This window comes from Microbacterium sp. NPDC055455 (assembly GCF_053619935.1).
Genome location: NZ_JBSHLB010000001.1, coordinates 658766 through 683721, shown reverse-complemented (window position 1 = coordinate 683721; position 24956 = coordinate 658766). Strand labels below are relative to the sequence as shown.

Here is a 24956-nt window from a genome sequence, read left to right as displayed (position 1 = left end):
TCAGACCGTGGCGACGTCGATCGACTCGATCACGACGGGCTCCACCGGACGGTCGCCGGCAGCGGTCGGGACCTCGCTGATGGCGTCGACGACGGCCTTCGACGCGTCGTCGGCGACCTCGCCGAAGATCGTGTGCTTGCCCTGCAGCCACTCCGGGCCGCGGCCGCCCTGACCGGGAACCGTGATGAAGAACTGCGAGCCGTTGGTGCCCTCGGGCTGGCCGGTGATGGCGTTGCGGCGAAGACCGGCGTTGGCCATGGCGAGCTTGTACGGCGCGGTGAAGGTGAGCTCGCCGTTGATCTCGTCGTTGAAGTTGTAGCCGGGACCGCCGACGCCCTGACCCAGCGGGTCGCCGCCCTGGATCATGAAGCCCGAGATGATGCGGTGGAAGATGACGTCCTTGTACAGGGGGCCCTCGCCGGGCTTGCCCGTCGCGGGGTGCGTCCACGCCTGCGAGCCGTCGGACAGGCCGATGAAGTTCTGCACCGTGCGCGGCGCGTGGTCGCCGAACAGGTTGACGACGATGTCGCCGTGGTTGGTGTGGATCGTTGCGACTGCGGTGTGAAGCGGCATTCATACATTGTCTCAGAGTTCCCTGCAACCCCTGCCGTCCGGGCGGAGGTCTGGCAAGATGAAGGAGACCGACATCCCCAAAGGGAGGGCACCGTGAGCCTCAGCCGCAAGCGCAAGAAGGAACTCGTGAAGCTGCAGAAGCAGGCCAGCAACCTGTGGGAGACGCAGCAGGTCCTGGTCGGAGAGGCGGCATCCATGGCCCGCGAGGCCAGCCGCCAGCTCGGCAACTACGGTCGCGAGCAGGTCAAGCCGCAGGTCCAGGCCAACTACGACCGCTACGCCGCGCCGTATGTCGACAAGGGCAAGAAGGTCGTCAACAGCACGATCATCCCCGCGGCCGGTGCCGTCATGGGCTCTGCGATGTCGGTGTGGGATGCCGCGAACGACACGCGCGAGCGTCTGGCGGGCGGGCGCGGCCTCGATCTCAAGGCATCGTTCCGCAAGGCGGCTCCCGAGCCCGTCAAGAAGGGTATCGGCGCCGGCGGCTGGATCGCCATCGTCCTGGGCGTCGCCGCGGCTGTCGGTGTGCTGTACGCGGCATGGCAGACGCTGCGTGCCGACGACGAGCTGTGGGTCGCGGACGACCCGCTGCGCGCGCCGGATGCCTGAGTCCGCGACCGACGAGAGTTCCACCGGCACCGACCGCGTCCGCGCGGCCGCTGCCGCGCGCGGTCTGGCGATCGAGATCCGCGAACGCCCCGCGGCGAACAGCCTCCCGGAGGCGGCAGCCATCCTCGGCATCCCGCCGTCGGGGATCGTGAAGACGCTCGTGGTCAAGCGCAGCGACGACACGTTCCTGTTCGCGCTGATCCCGGGGGACCGCGCGATCTCGTGGCCGAAGCTGCGCGCCGTCGTGGGGGTGAACAAGCTCCAGTTGCCCGACCCGGCGCGCGCCCTGGCCGCGACCGGCTACGAGCGCGGCACCATCGTGCCGCTCGGCAGCACGCACGACTGGCCGGTCTACGCCGACAGCGCGATCGTGGGTGAGCGCATCGCAATGGGCGCCGGCGCGCATGGTTACAGCATGTTCGTGGACGCCGACGATCTCATCGCCGCGTACGGGGCCACGGTCGCCGACATCTCGCAGCCGATGGACTGACGGCTCGAATCGCCGCCCCGCTCGACCGGGCGGTCGCGTCCCCGCCGGGCCTCAGCGTTTCCGGGGCAGTTCGATGCCGGCCATCTCGATCGCGATGTCGACGAGCTTCACGCGCTGGAGGCCTCTGACATCCGAGAGTGGGAACCACTCCGCCCGGTCGGTAGAGCCGTCCTGCTCGTGGCGCAGGCGTCCGCCGGTGACACGGGCGCGGTAGACGATGCGGAGGGTGTGCAGCGGTGCCTCGGCCTGCGGCGTCAGCCGCCGCCCCGGCGGGATGACGCGGGAGTGGATGCCGAGCAGCCGCTCGATCGCGACCCGGTAGCCGGTCTCCTCCCGCACCTCGCGGCGCGCCGCCCGCTCGGGGTCCTCGCCGGGCTCCAGCCCGCCGCCCGGCATCGTCCACGCTGACCGGCGCCCTTCGTTCCAGTGGGCGAGCAGGATCCGGTCATCGTCATCGACGATCACCGCGTAGGCAGCGACGCGGAGGTCCATGATTCACCCTAACCGCGGGGCGGTCGTGAGAACGAGAAGCCGGCCCTGGTCGGGACCGGCTTCGTGTGGAGGTGCATCTTCTGTGGAGCCTAGGAGATTCGAACTCCTGACATCCTGCTTGCAAAGCAGGCGCTCTACCAACTGAGCTAAGGCCCCGGGGCTTACGGTGGGGCTACCAGGACTTGAACCTGGGACCTCTTCATTATCAGTGAAGCGCTCTAACCGCCTGAGCTATAGCCCCGTCGTCGCGGCGCTTGCGCCCCGCAACCTCCAAGACTTTACCCGACGGATGGCGATTTCACGAATCGGGCTGGTTGACTGGTGCCGTGACCACGAACGCGCACCCGGACGAGCCCCACGGCGCAGGAGTGGGGCAGCGACTGAACTGGTTGCGCGCGGGCGTCCTCGGCGCCAATGACGGCATCGTCTCGGTCGCGGCGCTCGTCGTCGGCGTCGCCGGCGCGACCACCGACACCGGCGCTCTCTTCACCGCCGGCATCGCCGGGCTCGTCGGCGGCGCGATCTCGATGGCGCTCGGCGAGTACGTGTCGGTCAGCAGTCAACGGGACTCCGAGCGCGCCCTCATCGCCAAGGAGCGCGGTGAGCTGCGCGACATGCCCGAGGCCGAGCTGGACGAGCTGACCGGGCTGTACCGGGCCCGCGGCCTCTCGGACGCGACCGCCCGCCAGGTCGCCGAGGAGCTCACCGCGCACGACGCGCTGTCGGCACACCTGGAGGTCGAGCTGCACATCGACCAGGAGGACCTCGCCAACCCGTGGCACGCCGCGATCTCGTCGGCGATCGCGTTCACGCTCGGCGCTCTGCTGCCGCTCTTGGCGATCCTGCTTCCGCCGCCGGAATGGCGGGTGCCCGTGACCTTCGTCGCGGTGCTGCTCGCCCTCGCCGCCACGGGCACGCTGTCGGCGGTCCTGGGCGGTGCGCCGCGCCTGCGCGCGGCCGCCCGGCTCGTCATCGGCGGCGCGCTGGCGCTCGCGGTGACGTGGATCATCGGCACGATGCTGGGCACGGCCGTCGTCTGACCCGCCAACGCGAAGCGCCGGCACCCGAATCGGATGCCGGCGCTCGGACGTAACGGTCAGTTGGAGGTGAACCCGACCAGCAGGCCGCCGGTCACCTTGACCGCGAGGTTGTAGATGCCCGCGATGACGGCGCCGAGGACGGTGACGACGACGAGGTTGAGGATCGCCACGACGGCCGAGAAGGCCAGCACCTGGGGGAAGCTCACGAAGTGCGACAGCAGGATGCTGCCGTCGGAGAAGCTCGAGAAGAACTCGTCCGCCTTCGCGATGAGGCCGGTGGTCTGCACCACCAGGAACACCATCACGAACGCCACGACGGTGACCACGGCGATCGCGATGGCGGCGAGGAAGGACAGCTTCACGGCCGACCAGAAGTCGATGTACACCAGGCGCAGGCGGACCTGCTTGGCGCTCGTCTTGTGGCTGGATTTCTTGGCGAGCTTGTCGGCTACTGTGCTCATGAGTCGGTGCTCTCTTCGGGGGTCTCGGGCGAGGCATCCGTCCCGGCGGGGACCTCGGGTGACGGGGCCTCTTCGGCGCCGTCGGCGGCTGCGTCGTCTGGTTCTTCGGCCAGGCCCCGTTCGCCGTTGCGTGCGATCGCGAGGATGCGATCGGCTTCGTCGGAGCGGGCGAACACGACTCCCATCGTGTCTCGACCCTTGGCGGGGACCTCGGCCACGGCAGAGCGTACCACCTTGCCGCTGGCAAGAACCACCAAGACCTCGTCGTCCTCCGAGACGATGAGACCGCCCGCGAGATCGCCGCGATCCTCGCTCAGCTTGGCCACCTTGATGCCCAGTCCGCCCCGGTTCTGCACCCGATACTGGTCCACCGAGGTCCGCTTCGCGTAGCCGCCCTCGGTGACCACGAAGACGAATCCCTCGTCGCTGGCGACGGATGCCGACAGCAGGCTGTCGCCCGCCCGGAAGTCCATTCCCTTCACGCCCGAGGTCGAGCGGCCCATGGGCCGCAGCGCCGAGTCGGTGGCGGAGAAGCGCAGCGACATGCCGTGCCGGCTGATGAGGAGGATGTCGTCGCCCTCGTCGACCAGCAGCGCGCTGACGACCTCGTCGTCGGGACCCGCGTCGGCGTCGCCGGTCTCGTCGGGCACCTGACCGCGGAGCCTGATCGCGATGATGCCGCCCTGGCGGTTGGTGTCGTATTCGCTGAGGCGCGTCTTCTTCACCAGGCCGTTGCGGGTCGCGAGCACGAGGTAGGTCGCCACCGAGTAGTCGCGGATGTCGAGGATCTGCGCGATCTCCTCGTCGGGCTGCAGCGCGAGGAGGTTGGCGACGTGCTGGCCCTTCGCGTCGCGACCGGCCTCCGGCACCTCGTACGCCTTCGACCGGTACACGCGACCCTTGTTCGTGAAGAACAGCAGCCAGTGGTGGGTCGTCGTGACGAAGAAGTGCTCGACGACGTCGTCGGCGCGCAACTGGGCGCCCTTGACGCCCTTGCCGCCGCGGTGCTGCGACCGGTAGTTGTCGCTGCGAGTGCGCTTGATGTAGCCGTCGCGCGTGACGGTGACCACCATCTCCTCTTCGGGGATGAGGTCCTCCACCGACATGTCGCCGTCGTAGCCGGGCAGGATGTGGGTGCGGCGCTCGTCGCCGAACTTCTCCACGATGCTGGTCAGCTCGTCGCGCACGATCGAGCGCTGGCGCGCCGGCTTGACGAGGATGTCGTTGAGGTCGGCGATCTTCGCCTCGAGGTCGGTCGCCTCGTCGACGATCTTCTGACGCTCGAGGGCTGCCAGGCGGCGCAGCTGCATCTGCAGGATCGCGTCGGCCTGGATGTCGTCGATCTCCAGCAGCGACTTCAGTCCCTCGCGCGCGTCGTCCACGGTCGGCGACCGGCGGATGAGCGCGATGACCTCGTCGAGGGCGTCGAGCGCCTTGAGGTAGCCGCGCAGGATGTGCATGCGCTTCTCGGCCTCGCGGAGCCGGTAGGTCGTGCGACGCACGATGACGTCGATCTGGTGCTCGATCCAGTACGACACGAAGCCGTCGAGCGGGAGAGTACGCGGCACGCCGTCGACGATCGCGAGCATGTTCGCGCCGAAGTTCTCCTGCAGCTGCGTGTGCTTGTACAGGTTGTTCAGCACGACCTTCGCGACGGCATCCCGCTTGAGCACCACCACGAGGCGCTGCCCGGTGCGGTCACTGGTCTCATCGCGGATGTCGGCGATCCCGGTGATCTTGCCCTCGCGGGCCAGATCGCCGATCTTCACCGCGAGGTTGTCGGGGTTGACCTGGTACGGCAGCTCGGTGATGACGAGGCAGGTGCGACCCTGGATCTCCTCGATGGAGACGACCGCACGCATGGTGATCGAGCCGCGCCCGGTGCGGTAGGCCTCGCGGATGCCCTTCGTGCCGAGGATCTGCGCACCCGTCGGGAAGTCGGGGCCGGGGATGCGCTCCATGAGCGCCTCGAGCAGCTCCTCGCGCTTGGCCTCCGGGTTGTCCAGCGCCCACAGCGCACCCGCCGACACCTCGCGGAGATTGTGCGGCGGGATGTTGGTCGCCATGCCGACCGCGATGCCGACCGAGCCGTTGACCAGCAGGTTGGGGAAGCGCGCCGGCAGGACGGACGGCTCCTGGGTCTGGCCGTCGTAGTTGTCCTGGAAGTCGACGGTCTCTTCTTCGATGTCGCGCACCATCTCGAGCGCGAGCTGAGCCATCTTCGTCTCGGTGTACCGCGGGGCCGCAGCGCCCATGTTGCCGGGCGAGCCGAAGTTGCCCTGGCCCTGGGCCAGCGGGTAGCGCATCGACCATGGCTGCACGAGGCGTACGAGCGCGTCGTAGATCGCCGTGTCGCCGTGCGGGTGGTACTGGCCCATCACCTCGCCGACGACGCGCGCGCACTTCGAGAACGACTTGTCGGGGCGGAAGCCGCCGTCGTACATGCCGTACAGGACGCGCCGGTGCACGGGCTTGAGGCCGTCGCGCACGTCGGGCAGCGCGCGGCCGATGATGACCGCCATCGCGTAGTCGAGGTAGCTGCGCTGCATCTCCAGCTGCAGGTCGACCTGGTCGATACGGCCGTGCTCGTGTTCGGCGTTCGGGTCGGGACGCTCTTCGTCTGCCATGTGTGTCTTTCGTGTTCTCCGTGAACCGGTGCGTGGACCTGTCCGCGGCTCAGATGTCGAGGAAGCGGACGTCCTTGGCGTTGCGCTGGATGAACGTGCGGCGGGATTCGACGTCCTCGCCCATCAGCACCGAGAAGATCTCGTCGGCGGCCGCCGCGTCGTCGATGGTCACCTGGCGGAGCGTCCGCGTGCGGTGGTCCATCGTCGTCTCCCACAGCTCCTTGGCGTTCATCTCACCGAGGCCCTTGTAGCGCTGGATGCCGGAATCCTTGGGGATCCGCTTGCCGCCTGCCAGTCCGTCCTCCAGCAGCGCGTCGCGCTCCTTGTCGGAGTACACGTACTCGTGCGCGGAGTTCGACCACTTCAGGCGGTACAGCGGGGGCATGGCGAGGTAGACGAAGCCGGCCTCGATGAGTCCGCGCATGTACCGGAACAGCAGCGTCAGCAGCAGCGTGGTGATGTGCTGGCCGTCGACGTCGGCATCCGCCATCAGCACGATCTTGTGATACCGCGCCTTGCCGATGTCGAAGTCCTCGCCGATGCCCGTGCCGAAGGCCTGGATCATCGCCTGGACCTCTTTGTTGGACAGCGCCTTGTCGAGGCGGGCGCGCTCGACGTTGAGGATCTTGCCGCGCAGCGCCAGGATCGCCTGCGTGTGCGGGTCGCGCCCCTGCACCGCCGAGCCGCCCGCCGAGTCCCCCTCGACGAGGAAGATCTCGCTGATCGACGGGTCCTTGCTGGTGCAGTCCTTGAGCTTGTCGGGCATCGCGGCCGACTCGAACACGCTCTTGCGGCGGGCGGTCTCGCGCGCCTTGCGTGCGGCGAGGCGGGCGGAGGCCGCGTCGATCGCCTTGCGGATGACGTTCTTGGCCTGCGTCGGGTTGCGGTCGAACCAGTCGCCGAGCTTGTCGCCGACGACCTTCTGGACGAACGCCTTCGCCTCGGTGTTGCCGAGCTTCGTCTTGGTCTGCCCTTCGAACTGCGGCTCGGAGAGCTTCACCGAGATGACGGCCGTGAGCCCCTCGCGGATGTCCTCGCCGGTGAGGTTCTCGTCCTTCTCCTTGAGCATGTTCTGCCCGCGGGCGTATCGGTTGACCAGCGTCGTGAGGGCGGCGCGGAACCCCTCCTCGTGGGTTCCGCCCTCGTGCGTGTTGATCGTGTTGGCGAAGGTGAACACGTTCTCGGTGTAGCTCGTCGTCCACTGCATGGCCAGCTCGATCGAGATGTGGCGCACGGTGTCCTCGGACTCGACCTCGATGATCTCGTCGTTGACGACGTCCGCGTGGCGCACCTTGTTGAGGTGCTCCACGTAGTCCACGAGACCTCGCTCGTAGAGGAAGTCGTCGTGGCGGGGCTGCGGCTCACTCATTCCGTCGGCCGGGTCGTCGTCGGGCATGAGCGCCTGCGGCCGCTCGTCGCGCAGGCTGATCCGCAGTCCCTTGTTGAGGAACGCCATCTGCTGGAAGCGCGTGCGCAGCGTGTCGTAGTCGAACTCGACGGTGTCGAAGATGCCGGGGTCGGGCCAGAACGTGATGATCGTCCCGGTCTCGGTGCTCTCCTCGCCTCTCTCCAGCGGCGCCTGCGGCTGCCCGCCGTCGCGGTACGACTGCCGCCACACGTGGCCCTCGCGCCTGACCTCGACCTCGAGGCGGGTCGACAGCGCGTTGACGACGGAGGAGCCCACGCCGTGGAGGCCGCCCGAGACCGCGTAGCCGCCGCCGCCGAACTTGCCGCCGGCGTGGAGGACGGTGAGGACCACCTCGACGGTCGACTTGCCCTCGGTGCGGTGCATGCCGACCGGGATGCCGCGGCCGTTGTCGATGACGCGGACGGCGCCGTCCTCGAGGATCGTGACGCTGATCGCGTCGCAGTAGCCGGCGAGCGCCTCGTCGACCGAGTTGTCGACGATCTCGTAGACCAGGTGGTGCAGACCGCGTTCGCCGGTGGACCCGATGTACATGCCGGGTCGCTTGCGGACGGCTTCGAGGCCCTCCAGGACCTGGATGGCATCTGCCCCGTATTCGCTGGGAGCCCGGTCGGGCGTTTCGGGTTCCTCGGAAACGTTGTCGGGGTTGTCAGACGTCATCTTCGCGATGGCTCCAAATCCTTCGGAGGGGACCCCGACAGTCTATCGGGTAACGCCTCGATGACGACGCTCTACGCCCGTATGAGCGCATGAAATCCTTCCGGACGGCTCCTGACGTGGTTCAGCCGTAGGTATCGCGCGGACCCCGCCCTGGAATCGTTCTGGGACCCCATTTCCAGGAGGGGACGTCCGGCCCGATGAAGCGGACTGCGTCGACCCCGGCCTCGGGGAACCGCCGGACGATCTCCGAGAGGATGTGCGCGCGCATCAGCTGGAGCTGCTTCGCCCACGCCGTCGAGTCCGCCTGGACCGTCAGCGTTCCCCCCGAGAATGCGACCGGGCGGGTGTGCCGAGCGGTGTCCTCACCGGCGACCTCGGCCCAGGCGCGCACCACGTCCTCACGGGCGAGCTGGGCATCCCACCCCGCTTCGCGCGTGAGATCGGAGAGCACGTCGCCCACTCCGCGCGGGTCGCGGCCGGGAGCGAACGGCAGGTTCTCGTCGTCCTCGGTGCGCCGGCGGCGCTTGCGGTACGAACGCGCCGACGGCTCGAGGCCGCGCAGGCGCAGGTAGGTCGCGATGGTCTCGGGCAGCGCCGCGCGGTCGGCCCCCGCGCCGGATTCCGGGCCCGTCGACGGGTCAGGCATCGGCCCGCTCCTCGTCCACGCGCCCGATGATCCGGCCCGCCTCCACGCGCACCATCCGGGCGCGGAGGTTCTCGGGGACGTCTCCTTCGACGGCCGCGGTGACGACGACCTGCTCGTATCCGGCGGCCAGGTGGGCCAGACGCGCGCGGCGATCGGCGTCGAGCTCGGCGAACACGTCGTCGAGGATGAGCACCGGGTCGCCGAGCTGCGAGTCCGCTCGCAGGAGCTCGGCCGAGGCGAGGCGCAGCGACAGCGCCACCGACCACGACTCGCCGTGCGACGCGTAGCCCTTCACCGGCAGGCCGCGGATCCGCAGCAGCAGGTCGTCGCGATGCGGGCCGACGAGCGTGAGCCCGCGCTCGAGCTCGGACGTGCGCCGGGCCGCGAGCGCCAGCCGGAAGAGCTCGGCGATGCGTGCGGTCGAGGCATCCGGAGCCGGTCCTGCGCCGGACGCGCCCGACGCCGGTGCGGCCGATCCGTCGGCGTCCTCACCCGTGTCGGCGCCCGCGACCGACAGCGCCCATTCGATCTCGGGGTTGTGGTCGGCGCCGGCGATCGCGGTGTACGCGGCCGCGAGGGGCGTGGCGAGGTCGGCGGCCAGCGCCAGCCGCGCGGCGATCAGCTGAGTGCCGAGGGAGACGAGCTTGTCGTCCCACACGTCCAACGTGGACAGGGCGTCACCGCGGATTCCGCGCGCTCTGGCGGACTTGAGCAGCGCCGTGCGCTGCTTGAGGACCCGGTCGTAGTCCGAGATCACGCCGGCCATGCGCGGCGCGCGCTGCACGAGGAGCTGGTCGGCGAAGCGTCGCCGGGCCGACGGGTCGCCGCGGACGATCTGCAGATCCTCGGGCGCGAACAGCACGACCTGCGCGTAGCGCGGGAGCTCGGCCGGCTTCACCGTCGAGCCGTTGACCCGAGCCTTGTTGGAGCCCTGCCGGTTGATCTGCGCCTCCAGCTGCACGCGCCGGTCGCCGTGAGCCAGCCGGGCGCGGATGATCGCGGCATCCGCGCCGTCGCGCACCATGGGCGCGTCGTTCGAGACGCGATGCGAGCCCAGGGTCGCGAAGAACCCGATCGCTTCGGCGAGGTTCGTCTTGCCCTGGCCGTTGCGGCCGACGAAGACGTTCGGACCCGGCCCGAGCTCGACGTCGGCTGCCGCATAGTTGCGGAAGTCGACCAGACTCAGGTGCTCCACGATCACCGGACAAGCCTAGTGAGCGCTGCCGACGCCCGGTCCCCGGCCGCCCGGCGGCCGCCGGGTCACCGCAGGAGCAGGTTCGGCTGCAGCAGATAGCGGAACGAGTCCGAGCCTGCCCGGTCGACCGAGGTCTGCGGCGTGATCAGCACGGGGCTGAGCTTGTTCGCGTTCTCGCTCGACGTGAACGTGATGCGGACGAACTCGCTCTTGACCGCGCCGAGCGACTCCAGCAGGTACTGGGGGTTGAGGCCGAGCGTCACGTCGTCGCCGCCCTGCAGCGTGGCGTCGACCGACTCCGTCGCACGGGCCTGCTCGGTGCCCGAGGCATCCATCGACACGCTGTCGGCCGTGAACGTGAACCGCAGCGGGGCGGAACGGTCCAGCACGAGCGACACGCGGCGCACCGCCTCGGCGAGCTCGGCCGTGTTGACCACCGCGTGGTGATCGGTCTGCTCGGGGAAGAGGCGCCGCACCGGCGGGAAGTTGCCCTTGATCAGCAGCGAGGTCACCGTCTTGTTGCCGGCGGTGAAGGCGATGATCTCGCGGTCGCCCGACCCCGAGAACGCGATCGAGATGTCGCCGCCGTGCGCGAACGTCTTGCCGACCTCGGTGAGCGTGCGGGCGGGGACGAGCGCCGTCGTCGCCTCCTCACTCGCGGTGGAGCCGCCGTCCCACGGGATTTCGCGCAGCGCGACGCGGTAGCGGTCGGTGGCGACGAGGCTGAGGCTGGTGCCCGACACCTCCAGCTGCACACCGGTCAGCACCGGGGTGACGTCGTCGCGGGATGCCGCGAAGGCGACCTGCGAGATCGCGGTGGCGAAGTCCTCCGACGGCACGAGACCCGAGTCGCCCGAGACCTCCGGGATCGCGGGGTACTCCTGCACCGGCATGGATGCGAGCGTGAAGCGCGCCGACCCGCATGTCAGCAGGATGCCGCCGTCCTGATCGACCTCGATCTGGATGGGGGCGTTCGGCAAGCGGCTGGCGATGTCCGACAGCAGGCGGCCGTGCACCAGGATCGTGCCCGGCTCGTCGACGGTGGCCTCGATGGTCGTGCGTGCCGAGGCCTCGTAGTCGAACGCCGCGAGCGAGAGACCCGCATCGGATGCCTCGATCAGCACGCCCGCCAGGATCGGCTGGGGGTTGCGCTGCGGCAGAAGCTTGACGACGAACGACACGGCTTCGCTGAACACATCGCGATTGACGTGGAACTTCACGAACGCTCCCTCTGCAGCGGACCCGCAGGCTACGGGCTCGGGGTACTCATGCTAGTGCCAGCACCGGCGATTGCGAGTCCGGGTCTGTCCGAGCCCTTGTCCACCGTGAAGGTCATCGGACGGGATTCATCAGAGAGATTTCTTGTCATGGTGTTAACGGCTGTGGAAACTGTGGAGAACGTCCGACTCGCCAGTCGGCACACGGAAACCACAAGAGTGTGAGTTGTGGAGCGGCTGCGGACGGACTTCGGGACGACGGATGCCGCGGCCGCCGGCATCCCCCATTCATCCACAGGCATCCCACCGGTGTGCACAGGCGTTTCCGCAGGCTTCGAGAGTTATCCACAGGTTTTCCACACTGTGAAGAACCGGATGATCGCGCTCCCTCGGCCCCGATGTCAAGAACTTCTTCCGGCATATGCGCAAGCGGGCCCCCGACTGCGCATCGGGGGCCCGCTTCGTGGCTGGGAGGGGTCGTCAGCGGCCGTTCCGACCGAGCTGAGCGGTGATCTCCGTGACCTGGTTGTAGATCGAGCGGCGCTCCTTCATGAGCTCGCTGATCTTCTTGTAGGCGTACATCACGGTGGTGTGGTCGCGGTTGCCGAACAGCTGCCCGATCTTCGGCAGCGACAGGCTCGTGCGCTCACGGCACAGATACATCGCGATCTGGCGGGCCTGCGCGACCTGCTGCGAGCGGCTCGAGCCGTAGAGGTCGTCGACGGTGAGCTTGAAGTACGCGGCGGTCGCCGTGATGATGTCGGTCGGCGAGACCACGTTCGCGTCGTCCTGGTCGACGATGTCCCGCAGCACGGTCTGGGCGAGCGACATGTCGAGCGTGGAGCGGTTGAGGCTCGCGAACGCCGACACGCGGATCAGGGCGCCCTCGAGCTCGCGGATGTTGCTGGAGACGACGGTGGCGATGTACTCCAGCACCTCGTCGGGGATGTGCAGCCGCTCGGACTGCGCCTTCTTGCGGAGGATCGCGATGCGCGTCTCGAGGTCGGGTGCCTGCACGTCGGTGATGAGACCCCACTCGAAACGGCTGCGCATGCGGTCCTCGAACCCGGTCAGGTGCTTCGGCGGGACGTCGCTCGTGATCACGACCTGCTTGTCGTGGTCGTGCAGCTGGTTGAACGTGTGGAAGAAGGCCTCCTGCGTCTCGGCGCGGCCCTGCAGGAACTGGATGTCGTCGATCAGCAGGATGTCGACATCGCGGTACCGGGCCTGGAACGCCGAGCCGCGGTTGTTGGCGATCGAGTTGATGAAGTCGTTGGTGAACTCCTCGCTCGACACATACCTCACGCGGATTCCGGCATAGAGGCTGAGCGCGTAGTCGCCGATGGCGTGCAGGAGGTGCGTCTTGCCCAGTCCGGAGTCCCCGTAGATGAAGAGCGGGTTGTACGCCTTCGCGGGAGCCTCGGCCACCGCGACCGCCGCGGCATGCGCGAAGCGGTTGGACTGGCCGATGACGAAGTTGTCGAACGTGTACTTCGGGTTGAGCCGGGTGTCATTGCGGGAGGTGGATGCCGCGTCCGCCGGCTCCTCGAGCGGTGGGCGTCCCACCTGCGGCGCAGCCGGCTGCGGCGAGATGACGCTGGACTGAAGCGGGATCGGCGCGGTCAGGTGCGCGTCAGCGAGGTCGGGATTGACGACGACCCGGAAGTTCGACGCCGGGTCCTGGACATCCTCGGCCACGCGGGTCAGCGCCTCGAGGATCGGCGCCCGCATGCGCTTGGTGAACTGCGCCGCGGTGAGGTCGTTCGGCACGTCGAGATAGAGGGTGCCGCCCATGACGCCCTGCGGCACGGCCAGGCTGATGAAGCCATGCAGCTGCGGGGTGATGCGATCGTCTCGCACGAGTTCGTCCAGGACGGCGGTCCAGACAGGAACATCTGGAACTTCGTGCGATGACATGGCCCCCCCGGGTTGTTGACGATTCCACCCGATGCCGCGGAAACGTCGGTCCGAGCCTGTGGATAACTGCCGGAGCCACGCTAGTCAGCGGGCGTCCCGTGAGCAAACTCCACTGTAGATCCGGCCTGCGTGTCGGTGCCAGGGTCCAGCCGTCACCGGGGGCATAATGACACGTTCCCCGCTCGGTTTGAGTTCTCGGGCGTCTCGACGTAGCCTTGATCGGTTGACTTATGCCCTCGTGGCAGTCGCCCCTGTACACCCGTCCCCGGTCTCGAGCGTCCCGGTGACACCTGATCGGAAGTAGTTCCTCATGAGCAAGCGCACCTTCCAGCCCAACAACCGCCGCCGCGCCAAGAAGCACGGCTTCCGCGCCCGCATGCGCACGCGCGCCGGTCGCGGCATCCTTTCGGCTCGTCGCGCCAAGGGGCGCACCGAGCTCTCGGCCTGAGCCGAGCGGTGCTCGCGAGGCCGAACCGACTCACCCGCGGAGCGGATTACAAGGCCGTCGTCCGTAGGGGTCGTCGGTGTGCCGGAGCGCACACCGTCACCTATGTCAGCCGCGTCGTGACCGATGGTCCGGCGCGGTTCGGCTTCATCGTCAGCCGCCAGGTCGGCGGCGCCGTGATGCGCAACACCGTCCGGCGCCGGCTGAAGGCGCTGTGCTTCGAGTCCCTCGGCTCGGTCGCGCCCGGAAGCGACGTCGTGATCCGCGCCCTGCCGAGTGCGGCGTCGGCGTCGTTCGCCGAGCTGCGCACCGACGTGACGAAGTGCCTCCCGCGGAGCGCCGCCGCATGAGCGTGCTCCCGGCCTATGCACTCGGAGACGCCCGGTTCGAGGCATCCGATTCCCTGCGCAGCATCCCGCTGCTCCCCCGCAACGCGGTCCTCGCGCTGCTTCACGGCTACCGCGCCACGATCTCGCACACCTACGGCGACGTCTGCAAGTACTACCCGTCGTGCTCGGCGTACGCCGTCGGCGCGGTGCAGCAGCACGGCGCGGTCGTCGGGTCGGCCATGACTGCCGCCCGCATCGCGCGCTGCCACCCGTGGGCGGCCGGCGGCGTCGATGACGTGCCCCCGCACAAGAACTTCCGGCACGCGCTGACCCCTCACGGGTTCGTCGTGCCCGCCCCCACCGGAAAGGACTGATCCGCCGCATGGATCTCTTGCTGGCCTCCACCCCCGCGCCCGAACAGACCGGCGGAGGATTCGACCTGTTCGGGATCATCCTGTGGCCGCTGAAGTGGGCGGTCGAGGCCGTGCTGGTCTTCTGGCACTGGCTGTTCACCGCGATCGGTCTTCCGCCGGCAGACGGCATCACGTGGGTGCTGTCGATCGTCGGCCTCGTGATCGTCGTCCGCTCGGCGATGATCCCGCTGTTCGTGCGGCAGATCAAGAGCCAGCGAAAGATGATGGAAATCGCTCCTGAACTGCGAAAAGTTCAGGAGAAGTACAAGGGCAAGCGCGATCAGCTCTCCCGCGAGGCGATGAGCCGCGAGACGATGGCACTGTACAAGAAGCACGGCACCACGCCCGTCTCCTCGTGCCTGCCGCTGCTCGTCCAGATGCCGGTGTTCTTCGCGCTGTTCAGCGTGCTCAACGACGTGACCCGCCACTACAACGACGGCGTCGGCGGTGTCGGACTGCTCAACGCCGAGCTCACCGCGGAGTTCTACAACGCGAAGCTCTTCGGCGTCGCCTCGCTGCACGAGACGCTCATCGACGCGATCAACACCGGCAACACCCCCGCGATCCTCATCCTTCTCACGCTCGTTGTGCTGATGATCGTCTCGCAGTTCTTCACGCAGCTGCAGATCATCTCGAAGAACCTGTCTCCCGAGGCCAAGACCGGCCAGGCGTACCAGATGCAGAAGATCATGCTGTACGTCCTGCCCTTCGCCTTCGTCTTCTCGGGTGTCTTCTTCCCGCTGGGTGTCGTCATCTACTGGTTCGTGTCGAACCTGTGGACGATGGGCCAGCAGTTCCTGGTCATCCGTGAGATGCCTACGCCCGGATCGGACGCCGCCAAGGAGCGCGAGGAGCGCCTCGCTCGCAAGGGCAAGGCGATCGACGCGTCGGGCAAGGTCGTGCCGATGGAGAAGTACCAGGCCGAGCAGCAGCGTCTGTTCGAAGAGGCCGAGCGCGCCAAGGCCGCGGCGCCCAAGCGTCAGCAGCCCGTCAGCAAGCAGCGCGCGAAGAAGCAGGCGCAGAAGCAGCCGGGTGCCAAGCCGGGCGGCGGCAAGCCGGCGGATGAGACGGATGCCGGTGCCCCCGGCCCGCGTCCGGCATCCTGAGTCCCCTTTCGACCCGCTCCCCCGAGGAATCCCGTCATGACCACGTCTCCTGACTTCGCCGCTACCGACGCTCGCGACGAGCGCGTTCCGGCGACGGTCGCCCAGCTCGAGGAGGAAGGCGACATCGCCGCCGACTTCATCGAGGGCCTGCTCGACATCGCCGACATCGACGGCGACCTGGATCTCGACGTCCGCGCCGGGCGGGCGTACGTGTCGGTGGAGGCGCCCGCCGGCGGCTCGGTGGCGCTCATCGCGGCACCCGACACCGTGCAGGCCCTTCAGGAGTTGACGCGGATCGCCGTGCAGAGCCGCACCGGGCGGTTCTCGCGGCTGATCCTCGATGTCGGCGGGTCCCGCGACGCGCGGCAGCACGAGCTCGCGACGCTCGTCGACCGTGCGATCGCCCGACTGGACGAGGGCGCGTCGCAGGCCTCGCTTCCGGCGATGTCGAGCTACGAGCGCAAGGTGGTCCACGACATCGTCGCCGAGCGCGGTTTCGTCTCCGAGTCGTACGGCGAGGGCGCCGATCGTCACACCGTGATCCGGCGCGGCTGAGTGCCGACGTTTCACGTGAAACACTGCCCGGCCCTGTCGGAGTGACCATGATCGAGATCGAGCAAGAGCCCGCCGCAGCTGCCGAGATCTTCGGCGACCGGATCGAGGTCGCACGGCGTTTCACGGAGGCCCTCGGGCGTCACGGCGAGGAGCGCGGGCTCATCGGTCCGCTCGAACCGCCGCGCCTGTGGTCCAGGCACATCCTCAACAGCGCCGTCATCGCTCCCCTGTTCCACGGGCGCGTCGGCGACGTCGGCTCCGGCGCCGGGCTGCCCGGTCTGGTGCTGGCGATCGCTCGCCCCGACGTGGAGTGGGTGCTGATCGAGCCGATGGAACGCCGCGTCGCGTGGCTGTCGGAGCAGGTCGAGGCGCTGAGGCTCGAGAACGTCGAGGTGCTGCGCGCTCGCGCCGAGGACTGGAAGCGCGGGCCTGTGCTGGATGCCGTCACCGCACGTGCGGTCAGCGCGCTGCGCACCCTGGTGCCGATCACCGCTCCCCTGGTGCGTAACGGTGGCGAACTGATCCTCCTCAAGGGCACGAGCGCCGCGAACGAGATCGAGGCCGCTGACAAGCAGCTCCGCAAGTTCAAGCTGACGAACCCCCGCGTCGAGATCGTGGGCGAGGGCCTTCTCCCCGAACCCTCCCGGGTGATCCGAGCCACCGTCCGCTGACCGTAGCTCCGCGGTTCGTTTCACGTGAAACATCGCCCGTGGTCCGCGCCGCTCGTTCAGTAGCGCGCCCCGGCGACCGCATCTCCCCGCATTCTCATTCCCCGCCGGTCGAGTAGCGAGGCACGAGCGTATCGAGACCCGCGTCGCCCGCCCCCGTTCACTTGCCGGTCGAGTAGCGAGGTACGAGCCTATCGAGACCCGGGTCGCCCCCCTTCACTTGCCGGTCGAGTAGCGCGTACGAGCGTATCGAGACCCGGGTCGCCCCCGTTCACCTGCCGGTCGAGTAGCGCGTACGAGCGTATCGAGACCCGGGTCGCCCCCGTTCACTTGCCGGTCGAGTAGCGAGGTACGAGCGTATCGAGACCAAGGTCGCCCCCGTTCACCTCCCGGTCGAGTAGCGCGTACGAGCGTATCGAGACCTACTGGCCACGGACCGCACAACCTTCTGATCGCGCCCGTCGACCACCGAGGCCCGCTATCGATACCTGTGCCGATCTTCCGGTCCCGCACTCGGACCTCACCGCGCCCGAGCCTTCTGCGCCGCCGAGCTCCATGCACTTCCGGTCCGCATCGCGCGGTCTCAGCGGATGTGGTGCCGCAGCTTCAGTCCTACCCCGCACTCGCCGGCCGAGTATCGAGGCACGAGTGTATCGAGACCTGTCCACAGTCCGCGGTGGGCCGAGGAGGAGTTCGCGCGCATGGCGGGTAGAACGTGCGTACCGCTCGCTTCAGGCGCTGCGACACCCTGCACTCGCCGGTCGAGTAGCGAGGAACGAGCGTATCGAGACCACCACCTGTCGAGTCGGCGAGTCACCGACTCGAAGACCGCATATTCGGGGCTGGCCGTTGCCTGTCACTGACGACCGCGGAAGATTCTGCAAAAAAGCGACTGCCGCGCCCGCGGGCTGATTGCGCCCTACACCCTCGGGCGCACTCAGAGCCCCTTTCTCGCCCTAACCATGCGCTGGGAGTGGCGGCGACGAGGGCGACGTTTCACGTGAAACATCACGTAGCTTCACGCGGGGGCAATAGCGAGAGGAGAGCCATCGGGCCGGGCCGTTTCACGTGAAACATAGCCGCGGTGCTTCAGTCGGCGTCCGGTAGCCATGCGACCGGCCCGACTCGAAACGCGCCGACTTCTTGGGGGAAGCGATCGCGCGCGCGACTGATCCCCACCGGGACCGCGCCGACCTCAGTGTCGGGGGATGCATGGTGTGGTGGGAGACCTGACAGCCTCTTCGCGACGGGGGCGGATGGCATCCTGGACCGCGTCGCCGCTTCTCCCCAGCACGGAGCCGCCCGCATTGACTCCACAGCCCGTACGACGCGAGCCGTCGTCTCGAGCCAAGTCGCAACGATAGTCCGATGGCCTACATGTACATGCTCCAATGCGCCGACGGCTCCCTCTACGTGGGGAGCACCCTGAACCTCGAACACCGAATCGCGCAGCACAACGAGAGTGAAGGGGCTGAATACACCAAGACGCGTCTCCCTGTGCAGCTGCTCTACTTCGAACAGTTCGATCGGGTCGACGACGCCTACCGACGTGAGAAGCAGGTGCAGGGGTGGAGCCGAGCCAAGCGCATCGCGTTGGCCACCGGGCACCTGGAGTCGCTACCGGCGCTCAGCAAGAAGCGGTTCGTGGACACATCTGACGGCTGAGTGCGGACGCGGAGAGTGAGTTGTTTCACGTGAAACATCGCCATCGAGAACACGACTCCGATCTCACGCCCCGCCGGTCGAGTAGCGAGGTGCGAGCGTATCGAGACCACGCGCTGGGTATCCCCGCTCCCACTGACCGATCGGGAGGTCTCGGCACACGTGGTCGCGCTGCAGATGCAGAGGGCCCAGCTCGGGCGCCGTGTTGACGCACGGAGAGGACGGGATCCGCTCCGGTCTCGATACGTTCCTCCGCTGCTCGACCGGTCGGGCGCGGATCTTGAGAGGGCTACGGTCCCGGCGGGCTGATTCCTCCGGTTGGTGTGGCTTGTGGCCCACGACGGGGTGGTGCGAAGGCGTCGACCGGCGGGGTGGAGCGTTGGGGTCTCGATACGCTCGTTCCTCGCTACTCGACCGGCGGTTCCGGGCATGGTCTGCACCATTCCGGGGTCGGGGGGTCTCGATACGCTCGTTCCTCGCTACTCGACCTGCGGGGAAGAGTTGAGGGTCTCGATACGCTCGTTCCTCGCTACTCGACCGGCGGGGGGCGGCTGGGTCTCGATACGCTCGGTCCTCGCTGCTCGACGGGCGAAGGCGGTGTTTCACGTGAAACATCGGGAAGCGAAGGCCCGGAAAGGGACGTCGCGGAAGGCGGCGGGGGTGGCTCGGGATAGAGTGGAAGGCGTTGTTCACCGGCTCGCGAAAGGGAGAGTGTTTCACGTGAAACAGCCCGACGAGACCGAAGCTCCGGCATCCTTCTCGTTCGACGACTCACCGATCGCCCGGGAAATCGCAGATCTCTCCGCTCGCCGGAAGGTCCTGGAAGCAACAGACGTCCAGCTCTCCGGCCGCACCCGCGTGCTGACGGTGTCGAACCAGAAGGGTGGCGTGGGAAAGACCACGACCACCGTCAATCTCGCCGCCGCACTCGCCGACCGAGGCGCACGCGTGCTCGTGATCGACCTCGATCCGCAAGGAAACGCCTCCACGGCTCTCGGCGTTCCGCACACCGCTGAGACGCCCAGCGTGTACGACGTGCTGATCGACGAGTTCCCGCTCGCCGACATCGTGCAGGTCAGCCCTGAGTCGCCGAACCTGCTGTGCGCCCCGAGCACCATCCATCTCGCCGGCGCAGAGATCGAGCTCGTCTCGCAGGTCGCCCGCGAGCACCGGCTGCGCACGGCCGTCGAGGAGTACCTCGATACCCTCCAGGAGCGCCTCGACTTCATCCTCATCGACTGCCCCCCGTCGCTGGGATTGCTCACGATCAACGCCTTCACCGCCGCCGGCGAGCTGCTGATCCCGATCCAGTGCGAGTACTACGCGCTGGAGGGGCTCAGCCAGCTGCTCGGCACCGTGCGAATGATCCAGAAGCACCTGAACCCGCGGCTGCATCTGTCGACGATCATGCTCACCATGTACGACGGCCGCACCCGCCTCGCCCAGCAGGTCGCCGACGAGGTGCGTCAGCACTTCCCCCGCGAAGTGCTGCAAACCGTCATCCCCCGCTCCGTACGCGTCTCCGAGGCGCCGAGCTTCGGCCAGACCGTCATCGCCTACGACGGTCAGTCCGCCGGCGCGATCGCGTACCGTGAAGCGGCCGTGGAGATCATCCGGCGCGACAGCGCCTCGAACGAGGAAGAAGAGGACGCCTGATGGCTGCGAAGCGCACGGGACTCGGACGTGGAATCGGTGCACTGATCCCGACCAACGAGCAGGTCGAGGAGCGCCCCGCGGACGTGTTCTTCCCCCGGCCCGTCGCGGTCGAGGAGATCGAGGAAGACCTGGTCGACGTGCCGGGCGCACGCCTCGCGCACATCGACCCGCACGCGATCGTTCCCAACCCGCGCCAGCCCCGCACCAACTTCGACCCCCAGCACTTCGCCGAGCTCGTCCACAGTGTCCGTGAGTTCGGCGTGCTCCAGCCCGTCGTCGTGCGCACCAACGAGAACGGCGAGTACGAGCTCATCATGGGTGAGCGCCGCACCCGTGCCGCGCGCGAGGCGGGACTGACGTCGATCCCCGCGATCGTCCGCGACACGGCCGACGAGCACCTCCTGCGCGACGCGCTCCTCGAGAACCTGCACCGCTCCGAGCTCAACCCCCTCGAAGAGGCGTCGGCGTACCAGCAGCTGCTCGAGGACTTCGGCATCACCCAGGAGGAGCTGGCGACCCGCATCGGACGTTCGCGTCCCCAGATCAGCAACACGATCCGCCTGCTCAAGCTGCCGATGCCGGTGCAGCAGCGCGTCGCCGCCGGTGTCCTCACCGCCGGCCACGCGCGCGCCATCCTCTCGCTCGAGGACCCGGCGTCGATGCAGCGTCTCGCCGACAAGATCGTGAACGAGGACCTCTCGGTGCGTGCCGCCGAGGCCGCCGCGAAGCTTCGGGATGACTCCCCCACGCGCGCGGTGAAGCCTCAGGCCGGCTCCCGCCGTGCGCACCTCGATGACGTCGCCGAGCGGCTCGGTGACCGCCTCAACACCCGCGTCAAGATCTCGCTGACCGCCAAGAAAGGCCAGATCAACATTGATTTCGCGAGCATCCAGGATCTGAACCGCATCCTGGCCGAGCTCGGCGAGACGGGATACGGCGACAACTGACGCCTCACGCGCCGAGCGCGGCGGCCCGGCATCGCAGCAGAGCGGCCTCGGCGTCGTTGCCCGGAAGGCCGGCGGCGTCCAGGAACGCGGCGGCCGCGGCATCCGGTCGTCCCATCCGCTCGAGAAGCTCGGCCCGCACCGCCGCGAACGGGCGGAAGCCGGCCGGCTCCGGCTCGAGAGCGTCCACGGCGGCCAGAGCCTGCTCTGGACCCTCGACCATCGAGAGGGCGACGGCGCGGTTGAGCCGCACGACGGCTGACGGCGCCAGCGCGGCGAGTGCGTCATAGAGGCGGAGGATCCGGTCCCAGTCCGTCTCGGCGAAGGTCGGCGCCACCGCATGGCACTGGGCGATCGCGGCCTGGACGCCGTAGTAGCCGAGTCCGCGGGGGGCGGCATCCGCTCTTCTCATCGCGTCGTTGCCCCGGCCGATCGCCGACCGGTCCCAACGGCGTCGGTCCTGGTCCTCGAGGGTGACCGGAAGGCCGTCGGCGCCGACCCGCGCGGCGAACCGCGACGACTGAAATTCCATCAGCGCGATGAGCGACCAGATCTCGGGCTCGCCCGGCATGAGCGCGGCGAGCTGCCGTCCCAGGCGCACGGCTTCTCGGGCGACGTCGGGGCGGATGTGCCCCTCCCCGTCCGCGGCGGCATAGCCCTCGGTGAACAGCAGATAGATCACCTGCAGCACGCTCGCCAGCCGTGCCGGGCGCTCGGCGCGATCCGGAACCTCGAACGGCACGTGCTCCGCGGCGAGCGATCGCTTCGCGCGCACGATGCGCTGCTGCACGGTGGGCACGCTCATGAGCAGGGCGCGGGCGATCTGCTCGGTGGTCAACCCGGCCACCGTGCGCAGGGTCAGGGCGAGCCGGGTCTGAGCGGGCAGGATCGGATGACACGCCACGAAGACGAGGCGCAGTACGTCGTCGTCGATGGCGTCGGGGTCGGCCTGGTCCGGCACGGGGTCGACGGACTCCGCGACGATCGCGTCGGTGACGAAGAGCGGCTCGCGCTGTGCCAGGCGCTCCCGGCGACGCCAGCCGTCGATCGCGCGCCGCTTGGCGACGGACATGAGCCAGGCTCCGGGATTGTCGGGGATGCCGCTGCTCGACCATGCCGCGAGCGCCTCGACGAGCGCCTCCTGGGCCAGGTCCTCCGCCCAGGCGAAGTCGCCGGTGTGCCGGGTGAGAGCTGCCACGATGCGGGCGGACTGCGCGCGCCACACGGCCTCGACCGCCCGGCGCGCGTGCTCGTCGTGGTCGGTCATGCTGTCAGCGTAAGCGAGGCGGAATGAGCCACGGCGTCGGCCGGGCAACGTACCCTTGACGGGTGGCCCACAACGAGCAGACCCCGCGCCGGCGCGCGAGCCTCGAGCTCCTGCGCGCCGAGGCGGCCGACGAGCTGTCGGTGCTGGTCACCGAGCGGCTGCGCGCGGGAGAAGATCCGTGGGACTTCATGGACGAGCTTCCGACCGTGGATGAGCTGGTTGTCCTCATCCTGCGTGCCGAGAACATCGCCGCGAACGGCGGCGCTCTGCCGAACGCGAGCCGGCACTACCGGGTGCTGCGCCAGATCTCGCTGGACTACCCGCCGCTGACGCGCGCCGTGTGGAGGCTCCTCGGGGACACCGAGACGCACCGCCGCTGGGACGCGACGGTGCGTGCCGACGCACACTGAGGGCCGCATCAGGAGTTGGCGGCGCGCCACTCCTGCTCCTTCGCGACCCACTCGTCGCTCTGGTCGAAGTCGCTGATCTCGTTGACGCGACGAACCTCCAGGGACGTGCCGGGGCCCAGGGGGCACTTGCGCGCCCAGTGCTCCGCTTCTTCGCGCGACGCGACCTCGAGGATCCAGAACCCGGTGAAGACCTCGCGAGCCTCTGCGAAGGGTCCGTCGGTGACCACGGGAGGGACGGAGTCGAAGTCCACACGGAAGCCTTCCGCGGCATCGGAAAGGCCCTCCGCGCTGAGGAAGACGCCCGCCTTCTGCAGTTCCTCGTTGTACGCGCCCATGGCGGCGTAGACGGCCGCCATGTCGGTCGTGGTGGGGTCGAAGGCAGCAGCGGCCGCGGCGTCGACGTTCATGATGAGCATGTATCGCATGGGTGTTCCTCTCGTAGGGGCTGATCGCCCGTTCGGCGGCCCTTGTGGGCCTTCACCTGGTACGTCGAACGATCGAGGCCCCGATCGACATCGGTCGAGAAGACCTTTCCAGAGTCAACGGATTCCGAAAACGGAATATGACGGAGAACCGGATGAGACGACGAAACCCCGCCGGCCGGAGCCGACGGGGTCTCGTGAAATCAGCGGGGACTCAGCCGATGTACGCGGCGAGGTCCTGCTCGAGGGCGAACTTCGGCTTGGCGCCGATGATCGTCGTCTCGACCTGGCCCTTGTTGAACACCTTCATCGCGGGGATCGACGTGATCTGGTACTTCATCGCGAGATCGGGGTTCTCGTCCACGTTCAGCTTGAGGATCGTGATCTTGCCGGGGTGCTCCGACTGGATCTGGTCGAGGACGGGCGAGACCATGCGGCACGGCCCGCACCACTCGGCCCAGAAGTCGACGAGCACCGGGCCGTCAGCCTGGAGCACGTCCTGCTCGAACGTGGCGGAGGTGGTCGCCTTGGCGGTCATCTGGTTCTCTCCTTCGGTGGAAGTCTTCGTGACGGGTTGAACGTGGTCCGCGGCGGGATTGTTCCCCACGTGCCGCGGACTCCCAGGTTCAGACGGGGGTCACCTCGGGCAGCCCCGCGATCTGGTCGCCGTGCGCGTCGGGCTCCCCCGCCTCGCCGAGAGCGGCGAGGTAGTGCTCGAGGTCGAGGGCCGCGACCGTGCCGCTGCCCGCCGCGGTGACGGCCTGCCGGTAGGTGGGGTCGATGACGTCGCCGGCGGCGAAGACGCCCGGCACCGACGTGCGCGACGAGCGCCCGTCGACCCAGACCGTGCCCTCCGGGGTCAGCTCCAGCTTGCCGTGCACGAGGTGCGTGCGGGGGTCGTAGCCGATCGCGACGAAGACGCCGTCCAGCGGCAGTTCGCGCGTGGAGCCGTCGACCGTGTCCTGCAGCACGACGCCGCTGACCGCCTCGTCGCCCAGGATGTCGACGACCTCGGCGTTCCAGATGAACTCGATCTTCTCGTTCTTGAACGCGCGGTCCTGCATGATCTTCGACGCGCGCAGCTCGTCGCGGCGGTGGATGACGTACACCTTCGATGCGAACTTGGTGAGGAAGGTGGCCTCCTCCATCGCGGAGTCGCCGCCGCCCACCACGGCGATCACACGCTCGCGGAAGAAGAAGCCGTCGCACGTCGCGCAGTACGAGACGCCGCGACCCGACAGGCGGGTCTCACCCTCGATGCCGATCTTCCGCGGGGCGGAGCCGGTGGCGAAGATCACGGAGTCGGCCTCGTGCGTGGCGCCGCTGCCGAGCGTGATCTTCTTGACCGCGCCGTCGACGTCGAGCGAGACGACGTCGTCGTACAGCACCTCGGCGCCGAACTTCTCGGCCTGCTCCTGCATCTTCGCCATCAGGTCGGGACCCATGATCCCCTCGGGGAATCCGGGGAAGTTCTCCACCTCGGTGGTGTTCATCAGCTCGCCGCCGGCCTCGACCGAGCTCGCCACGACGAGCGGGCTCAGATTCGCCCGGGCGGCGTAGATGGCGGCGGTGTAGCCCGCGGGGCCCGAACCGATGATGATGACCTGACGCACGTGCGCACCTTTCCTCGTGGAACCCCGGGCTCCCGTCGACGGAGCGGGGCTTCCGGATGCCTCAACACATGGTAACCGCGTGGCATTCCGCGCCCTCCCCCTTGCCGACGCGG

26 protein-coding genes and 2 tRNA genes are annotated in these 24956 nt (G+C 68.5%); 13 read left to right on the top strand and 15 right to left on the bottom strand.

What is annotated here, in order from left to right:
• On the bottom strand, nucleotides 1-573 hold the full coding sequence (locus ACWGUG_RS03035) for a peptidylprolyl isomerase (protein ID WP_336393998.1): 573 nt from the start codon (nucleotides 571-573) through the stop codon (nucleotides 1-3).
• Between the two features lie 93 nt (nucleotides 574-666).
• Between ACWGUG_RS03035 and ACWGUG_RS03030 the strand changes: the two genes are divergently transcribed.
• Together ACWGUG_RS03030 and ACWGUG_RS03025 are read left to right on the top strand one after the other, a co-directional pair.
• Nucleotides 667-1182 carry a DNA helicase gene (locus ACWGUG_RS03030; RefSeq protein WP_336393999.1) on the top strand — a complete coding sequence of 172 codons (516 nt, stop codon included), beginning with the start codon at nucleotides 667-669 and terminating at the stop codon, nucleotides 1180-1182.
• Complete coding sequence (locus ACWGUG_RS03025) at nucleotides 1175-1672, top strand: aminoacyl-tRNA deacylase (protein WP_452323799.1); 498 nt, start codon at nucleotides 1175-1177, stop codon at nucleotides 1670-1672. Before ACWGUG_RS03030 ends, ACWGUG_RS03025 begins: the two co-directional genes overlap by 8 nt.
• Before the next feature lie 51 nt (nucleotides 1673-1723).
• Here ACWGUG_RS03025 and ACWGUG_RS03020 read toward each other — a convergent pair whose 3' ends face one another.
• The 3 genes from ACWGUG_RS03020 to ACWGUG_RS03010 form a co-directional block, all read right to left on the bottom strand.
• A complete protein-coding gene (locus ACWGUG_RS03020; protein WP_452323798.1) occupies nucleotides 1724-2164 on the bottom strand; it encodes an NUDIX hydrolase in 441 nt (146 codons plus the stop codon).
• An 83-nt stretch (nucleotides 2165-2247) separates the two neighbouring features.
• Nucleotides 2248-2320, bottom strand: a tRNA-Ala gene (locus ACWGUG_RS03015).
• Nucleotides 2321-2331: 11 nt separating this feature from the next.
• Nucleotides 2332-2405, bottom strand: a tRNA-Ile gene (locus tag ACWGUG_RS03010).
• Between the two features lie 73 nt (nucleotides 2406-2478).
• On the opposite strand from ACWGUG_RS03010, the gene ACWGUG_RS03005 reads away from it, so the two are divergent.
• A complete protein-coding gene (locus ACWGUG_RS03005) occupies nucleotides 2479-3204 on the top strand; it encodes a VIT1/CCC1 transporter family protein (RefSeq protein ID WP_378879315.1) in 726 nt (241 codons plus the stop codon).
• Nucleotides 3205-3260: 56 nt separating this feature from the next.
• Here ACWGUG_RS03005 and ACWGUG_RS03000 read toward each other — a convergent pair whose 3' ends face one another.
• The 7 genes from ACWGUG_RS03000 to dnaA all read right to left on the bottom strand — a co-directional run bounded on the left by ACWGUG_RS03000 (nucleotide 3261) and on the right by dnaA (nucleotide 13353).
• On the bottom strand, nucleotides 3261-3665 hold the full coding sequence (locus tag ACWGUG_RS03000; protein WP_336394003.1) for a DUF3566 domain-containing protein: 405 nt from the start codon (nucleotides 3663-3665) through the stop codon (nucleotides 3261-3263).
• Nucleotides 3662-6292 (bottom strand): DNA gyrase subunit A, encoded by a 2631-nt coding sequence (gyrA, locus tag ACWGUG_RS02995; protein ID WP_336394004.1) that lies wholly within the window; start codon nucleotides 6290-6292, stop codon nucleotides 3662-3664. Before gyrA ends, ACWGUG_RS03000 begins: the two co-directional genes overlap by 4 nt.
• Nucleotides 6293-6341: 49 nt before the next feature.
• Entirely contained in the window at nucleotides 6342-8378 is a 2037-nt protein-coding gene (gene gyrB / locus ACWGUG_RS02990; protein ID WP_336394005.1) for a DNA topoisomerase (ATP-hydrolyzing) subunit B, read from the bottom strand.
• A 121-nt stretch (nucleotides 8379-8499) separates the two neighbouring features.
• On the bottom strand, nucleotides 8500-9024 hold the full coding sequence (locus ACWGUG_RS02985) for a DUF721 domain-containing protein (protein WP_336394006.1): 525 nt from the start codon (nucleotides 9022-9024) through the stop codon (nucleotides 8500-8502).
• Nucleotides 9017-10225, bottom strand: a complete 1209-nt coding sequence (gene recF / locus ACWGUG_RS02980; protein WP_452323797.1) for a DNA replication/repair protein RecF — start codon at nucleotides 10223-10225, stop codon at nucleotides 9017-9019. The genes ACWGUG_RS02985 and recF overlap by 8 nt, the downstream gene beginning before the upstream one ends.
• A gap of 59 nt (nucleotides 10226-10284) precedes the next feature.
• The gene (dnaN, locus tag ACWGUG_RS02975) at nucleotides 10285-11439 is read right to left on the bottom strand and encodes a DNA polymerase III subunit beta (protein WP_336394008.1); all 1155 of its coding nucleotides are present in this window, start codon (nucleotides 11437-11439) and stop codon (nucleotides 10285-10287) included.
• A gap of 477 nt (nucleotides 11440-11916) precedes the next feature.
• Entirely contained in the window at nucleotides 11917-13353 is a 1437-nt protein-coding gene (gene dnaA / locus ACWGUG_RS02970) for a chromosomal replication initiator protein DnaA (RefSeq protein WP_452323796.1), read from the bottom strand.
• A 310-nt stretch (nucleotides 13354-13663) separates the two neighbouring features.
• Between dnaA and rpmH the strand changes: the two genes are divergently transcribed.
• The 9 genes from rpmH to ACWGUG_RS02925 all read left to right on the top strand — a co-directional run bounded on the left by rpmH (nucleotide 13664) and on the right by ACWGUG_RS02925 (nucleotide 21134).
• Nucleotides 13664-13801: a 50S ribosomal protein L34 gene (rpmH, locus tag ACWGUG_RS02965; RefSeq protein ID WP_055952712.1), complete on the top strand. Its 138-nt coding sequence runs from the start codon at nucleotides 13664-13666 to the stop codon at nucleotides 13799-13801.
• A gap of 8 nt (nucleotides 13802-13809) precedes the next feature.
• On the top strand, nucleotides 13810-14148 hold the full coding sequence (gene rnpA / locus ACWGUG_RS02960; RefSeq protein ID WP_336394010.1) for a ribonuclease P protein component: 339 nt from the start codon (nucleotides 13810-13812) through the stop codon (nucleotides 14146-14148).
• Nucleotides 14145-14501 carry a membrane protein insertion efficiency factor YidD gene (yidD, locus tag ACWGUG_RS02955; protein WP_336394011.1) on the top strand — a complete coding sequence of 119 codons (357 nt, stop codon included), beginning with the start codon at nucleotides 14145-14147 and terminating at the stop codon, nucleotides 14499-14501. Before rnpA ends, yidD begins: the two co-directional genes overlap by 4 nt.
• 8 nt (nucleotides 14502-14509) lie before the next feature.
• A complete protein-coding gene (gene yidC / locus ACWGUG_RS02950; RefSeq protein ID WP_336394012.1) occupies nucleotides 14510-15646 on the top strand; it encodes a membrane protein insertase YidC in 1137 nt (378 codons plus the stop codon).
• Nucleotides 15647-15682: 36 nt separating this feature from the next.
• Nucleotides 15683-16201, top strand: a complete 519-nt coding sequence (locus ACWGUG_RS02945) for a Jag family protein (RefSeq protein WP_378879297.1) — start codon at nucleotides 15683-15685, stop codon at nucleotides 16199-16201.
• A gap of 47 nt (nucleotides 16202-16248) precedes the next feature.
• Nucleotides 16249-16872 (top strand): 16S rRNA (guanine(527)-N(7))-methyltransferase RsmG, encoded by a 624-nt coding sequence (gene rsmG / locus ACWGUG_RS02940; protein WP_452323795.1) that lies wholly within the window; start codon nucleotides 16249-16251, stop codon nucleotides 16870-16872.
• 1365 nt (nucleotides 16873-18237) lie between these two features.
• Entirely contained in the window at nucleotides 18238-18534 is a 297-nt protein-coding gene (locus tag ACWGUG_RS02935) for a GIY-YIG nuclease family protein (RefSeq protein ID WP_452323794.1), read from the top strand.
• A gap of 717 nt (nucleotides 18535-19251) precedes the next feature.
• Nucleotides 19252-20187: a ParA family protein gene (locus ACWGUG_RS02930; protein WP_378879288.1), complete on the top strand. Its 936-nt coding sequence runs from the start codon at nucleotides 19252-19254 to the stop codon at nucleotides 20185-20187.
• Nucleotides 20187-21134 carry a ParB/RepB/Spo0J family partition protein gene (locus ACWGUG_RS02925; RefSeq protein ID WP_452323793.1) on the top strand — a complete coding sequence of 316 codons (948 nt, stop codon included), beginning with the start codon at nucleotides 20187-20189 and terminating at the stop codon, nucleotides 21132-21134. The genes ACWGUG_RS02930 and ACWGUG_RS02925 overlap by 1 nt, the downstream gene beginning before the upstream one ends.
• Before the next feature lie 4 nt (nucleotides 21135-21138).
• On the opposite strand, the gene ACWGUG_RS02920 is transcribed toward ACWGUG_RS02925, so the two are convergent.
• Complete coding sequence (locus tag ACWGUG_RS02920; protein ID WP_452323792.1) at nucleotides 21139-22398, bottom strand: RNA polymerase sigma factor; 1260 nt, start codon at nucleotides 22396-22398, stop codon at nucleotides 21139-21141.
• A 62-nt stretch (nucleotides 22399-22460) separates the two neighbouring features.
• Between ACWGUG_RS02920 and ACWGUG_RS02915 the strand changes: the two genes are divergently transcribed.
• The gene (locus tag ACWGUG_RS02915) at nucleotides 22461-22808 is read left to right on the top strand and encodes a tryptophan synthase subunit alpha (protein ID WP_378879281.1); all 348 of its coding nucleotides are present in this window, start codon (nucleotides 22461-22463) and stop codon (nucleotides 22806-22808) included.
• 8 nt (nucleotides 22809-22816) lie between these two features.
• Here the strand turns inward: ACWGUG_RS02915 and ACWGUG_RS02910 are convergent, their stop codons facing one another.
• The 3 genes from ACWGUG_RS02910 to trxB form a co-directional block, all read right to left on the bottom strand.
• On the bottom strand, nucleotides 22817-23233 hold the full coding sequence (locus ACWGUG_RS02910) for a YciI family protein (protein WP_378879278.1): 417 nt from the start codon (nucleotides 23231-23233) through the stop codon (nucleotides 22817-22819).
• A gap of 211 nt (nucleotides 23234-23444) precedes the next feature.
• Nucleotides 23445-23837 carry a thioredoxin gene (gene trxA, locus ACWGUG_RS02905; protein WP_452323791.1) on the bottom strand — a complete coding sequence of 131 codons (393 nt, stop codon included), beginning with the start codon at nucleotides 23835-23837 and terminating at the stop codon, nucleotides 23445-23447.
• Between the two features lie 19 nt (nucleotides 23838-23856).
• Entirely contained in the window at nucleotides 23857-24843 is a 987-nt protein-coding gene (gene trxB / locus ACWGUG_RS02900) for a thioredoxin-disulfide reductase (RefSeq protein WP_336394021.1), read from the bottom strand.
• Nucleotides 24844-24956 lie beyond the last annotated feature (113 nt).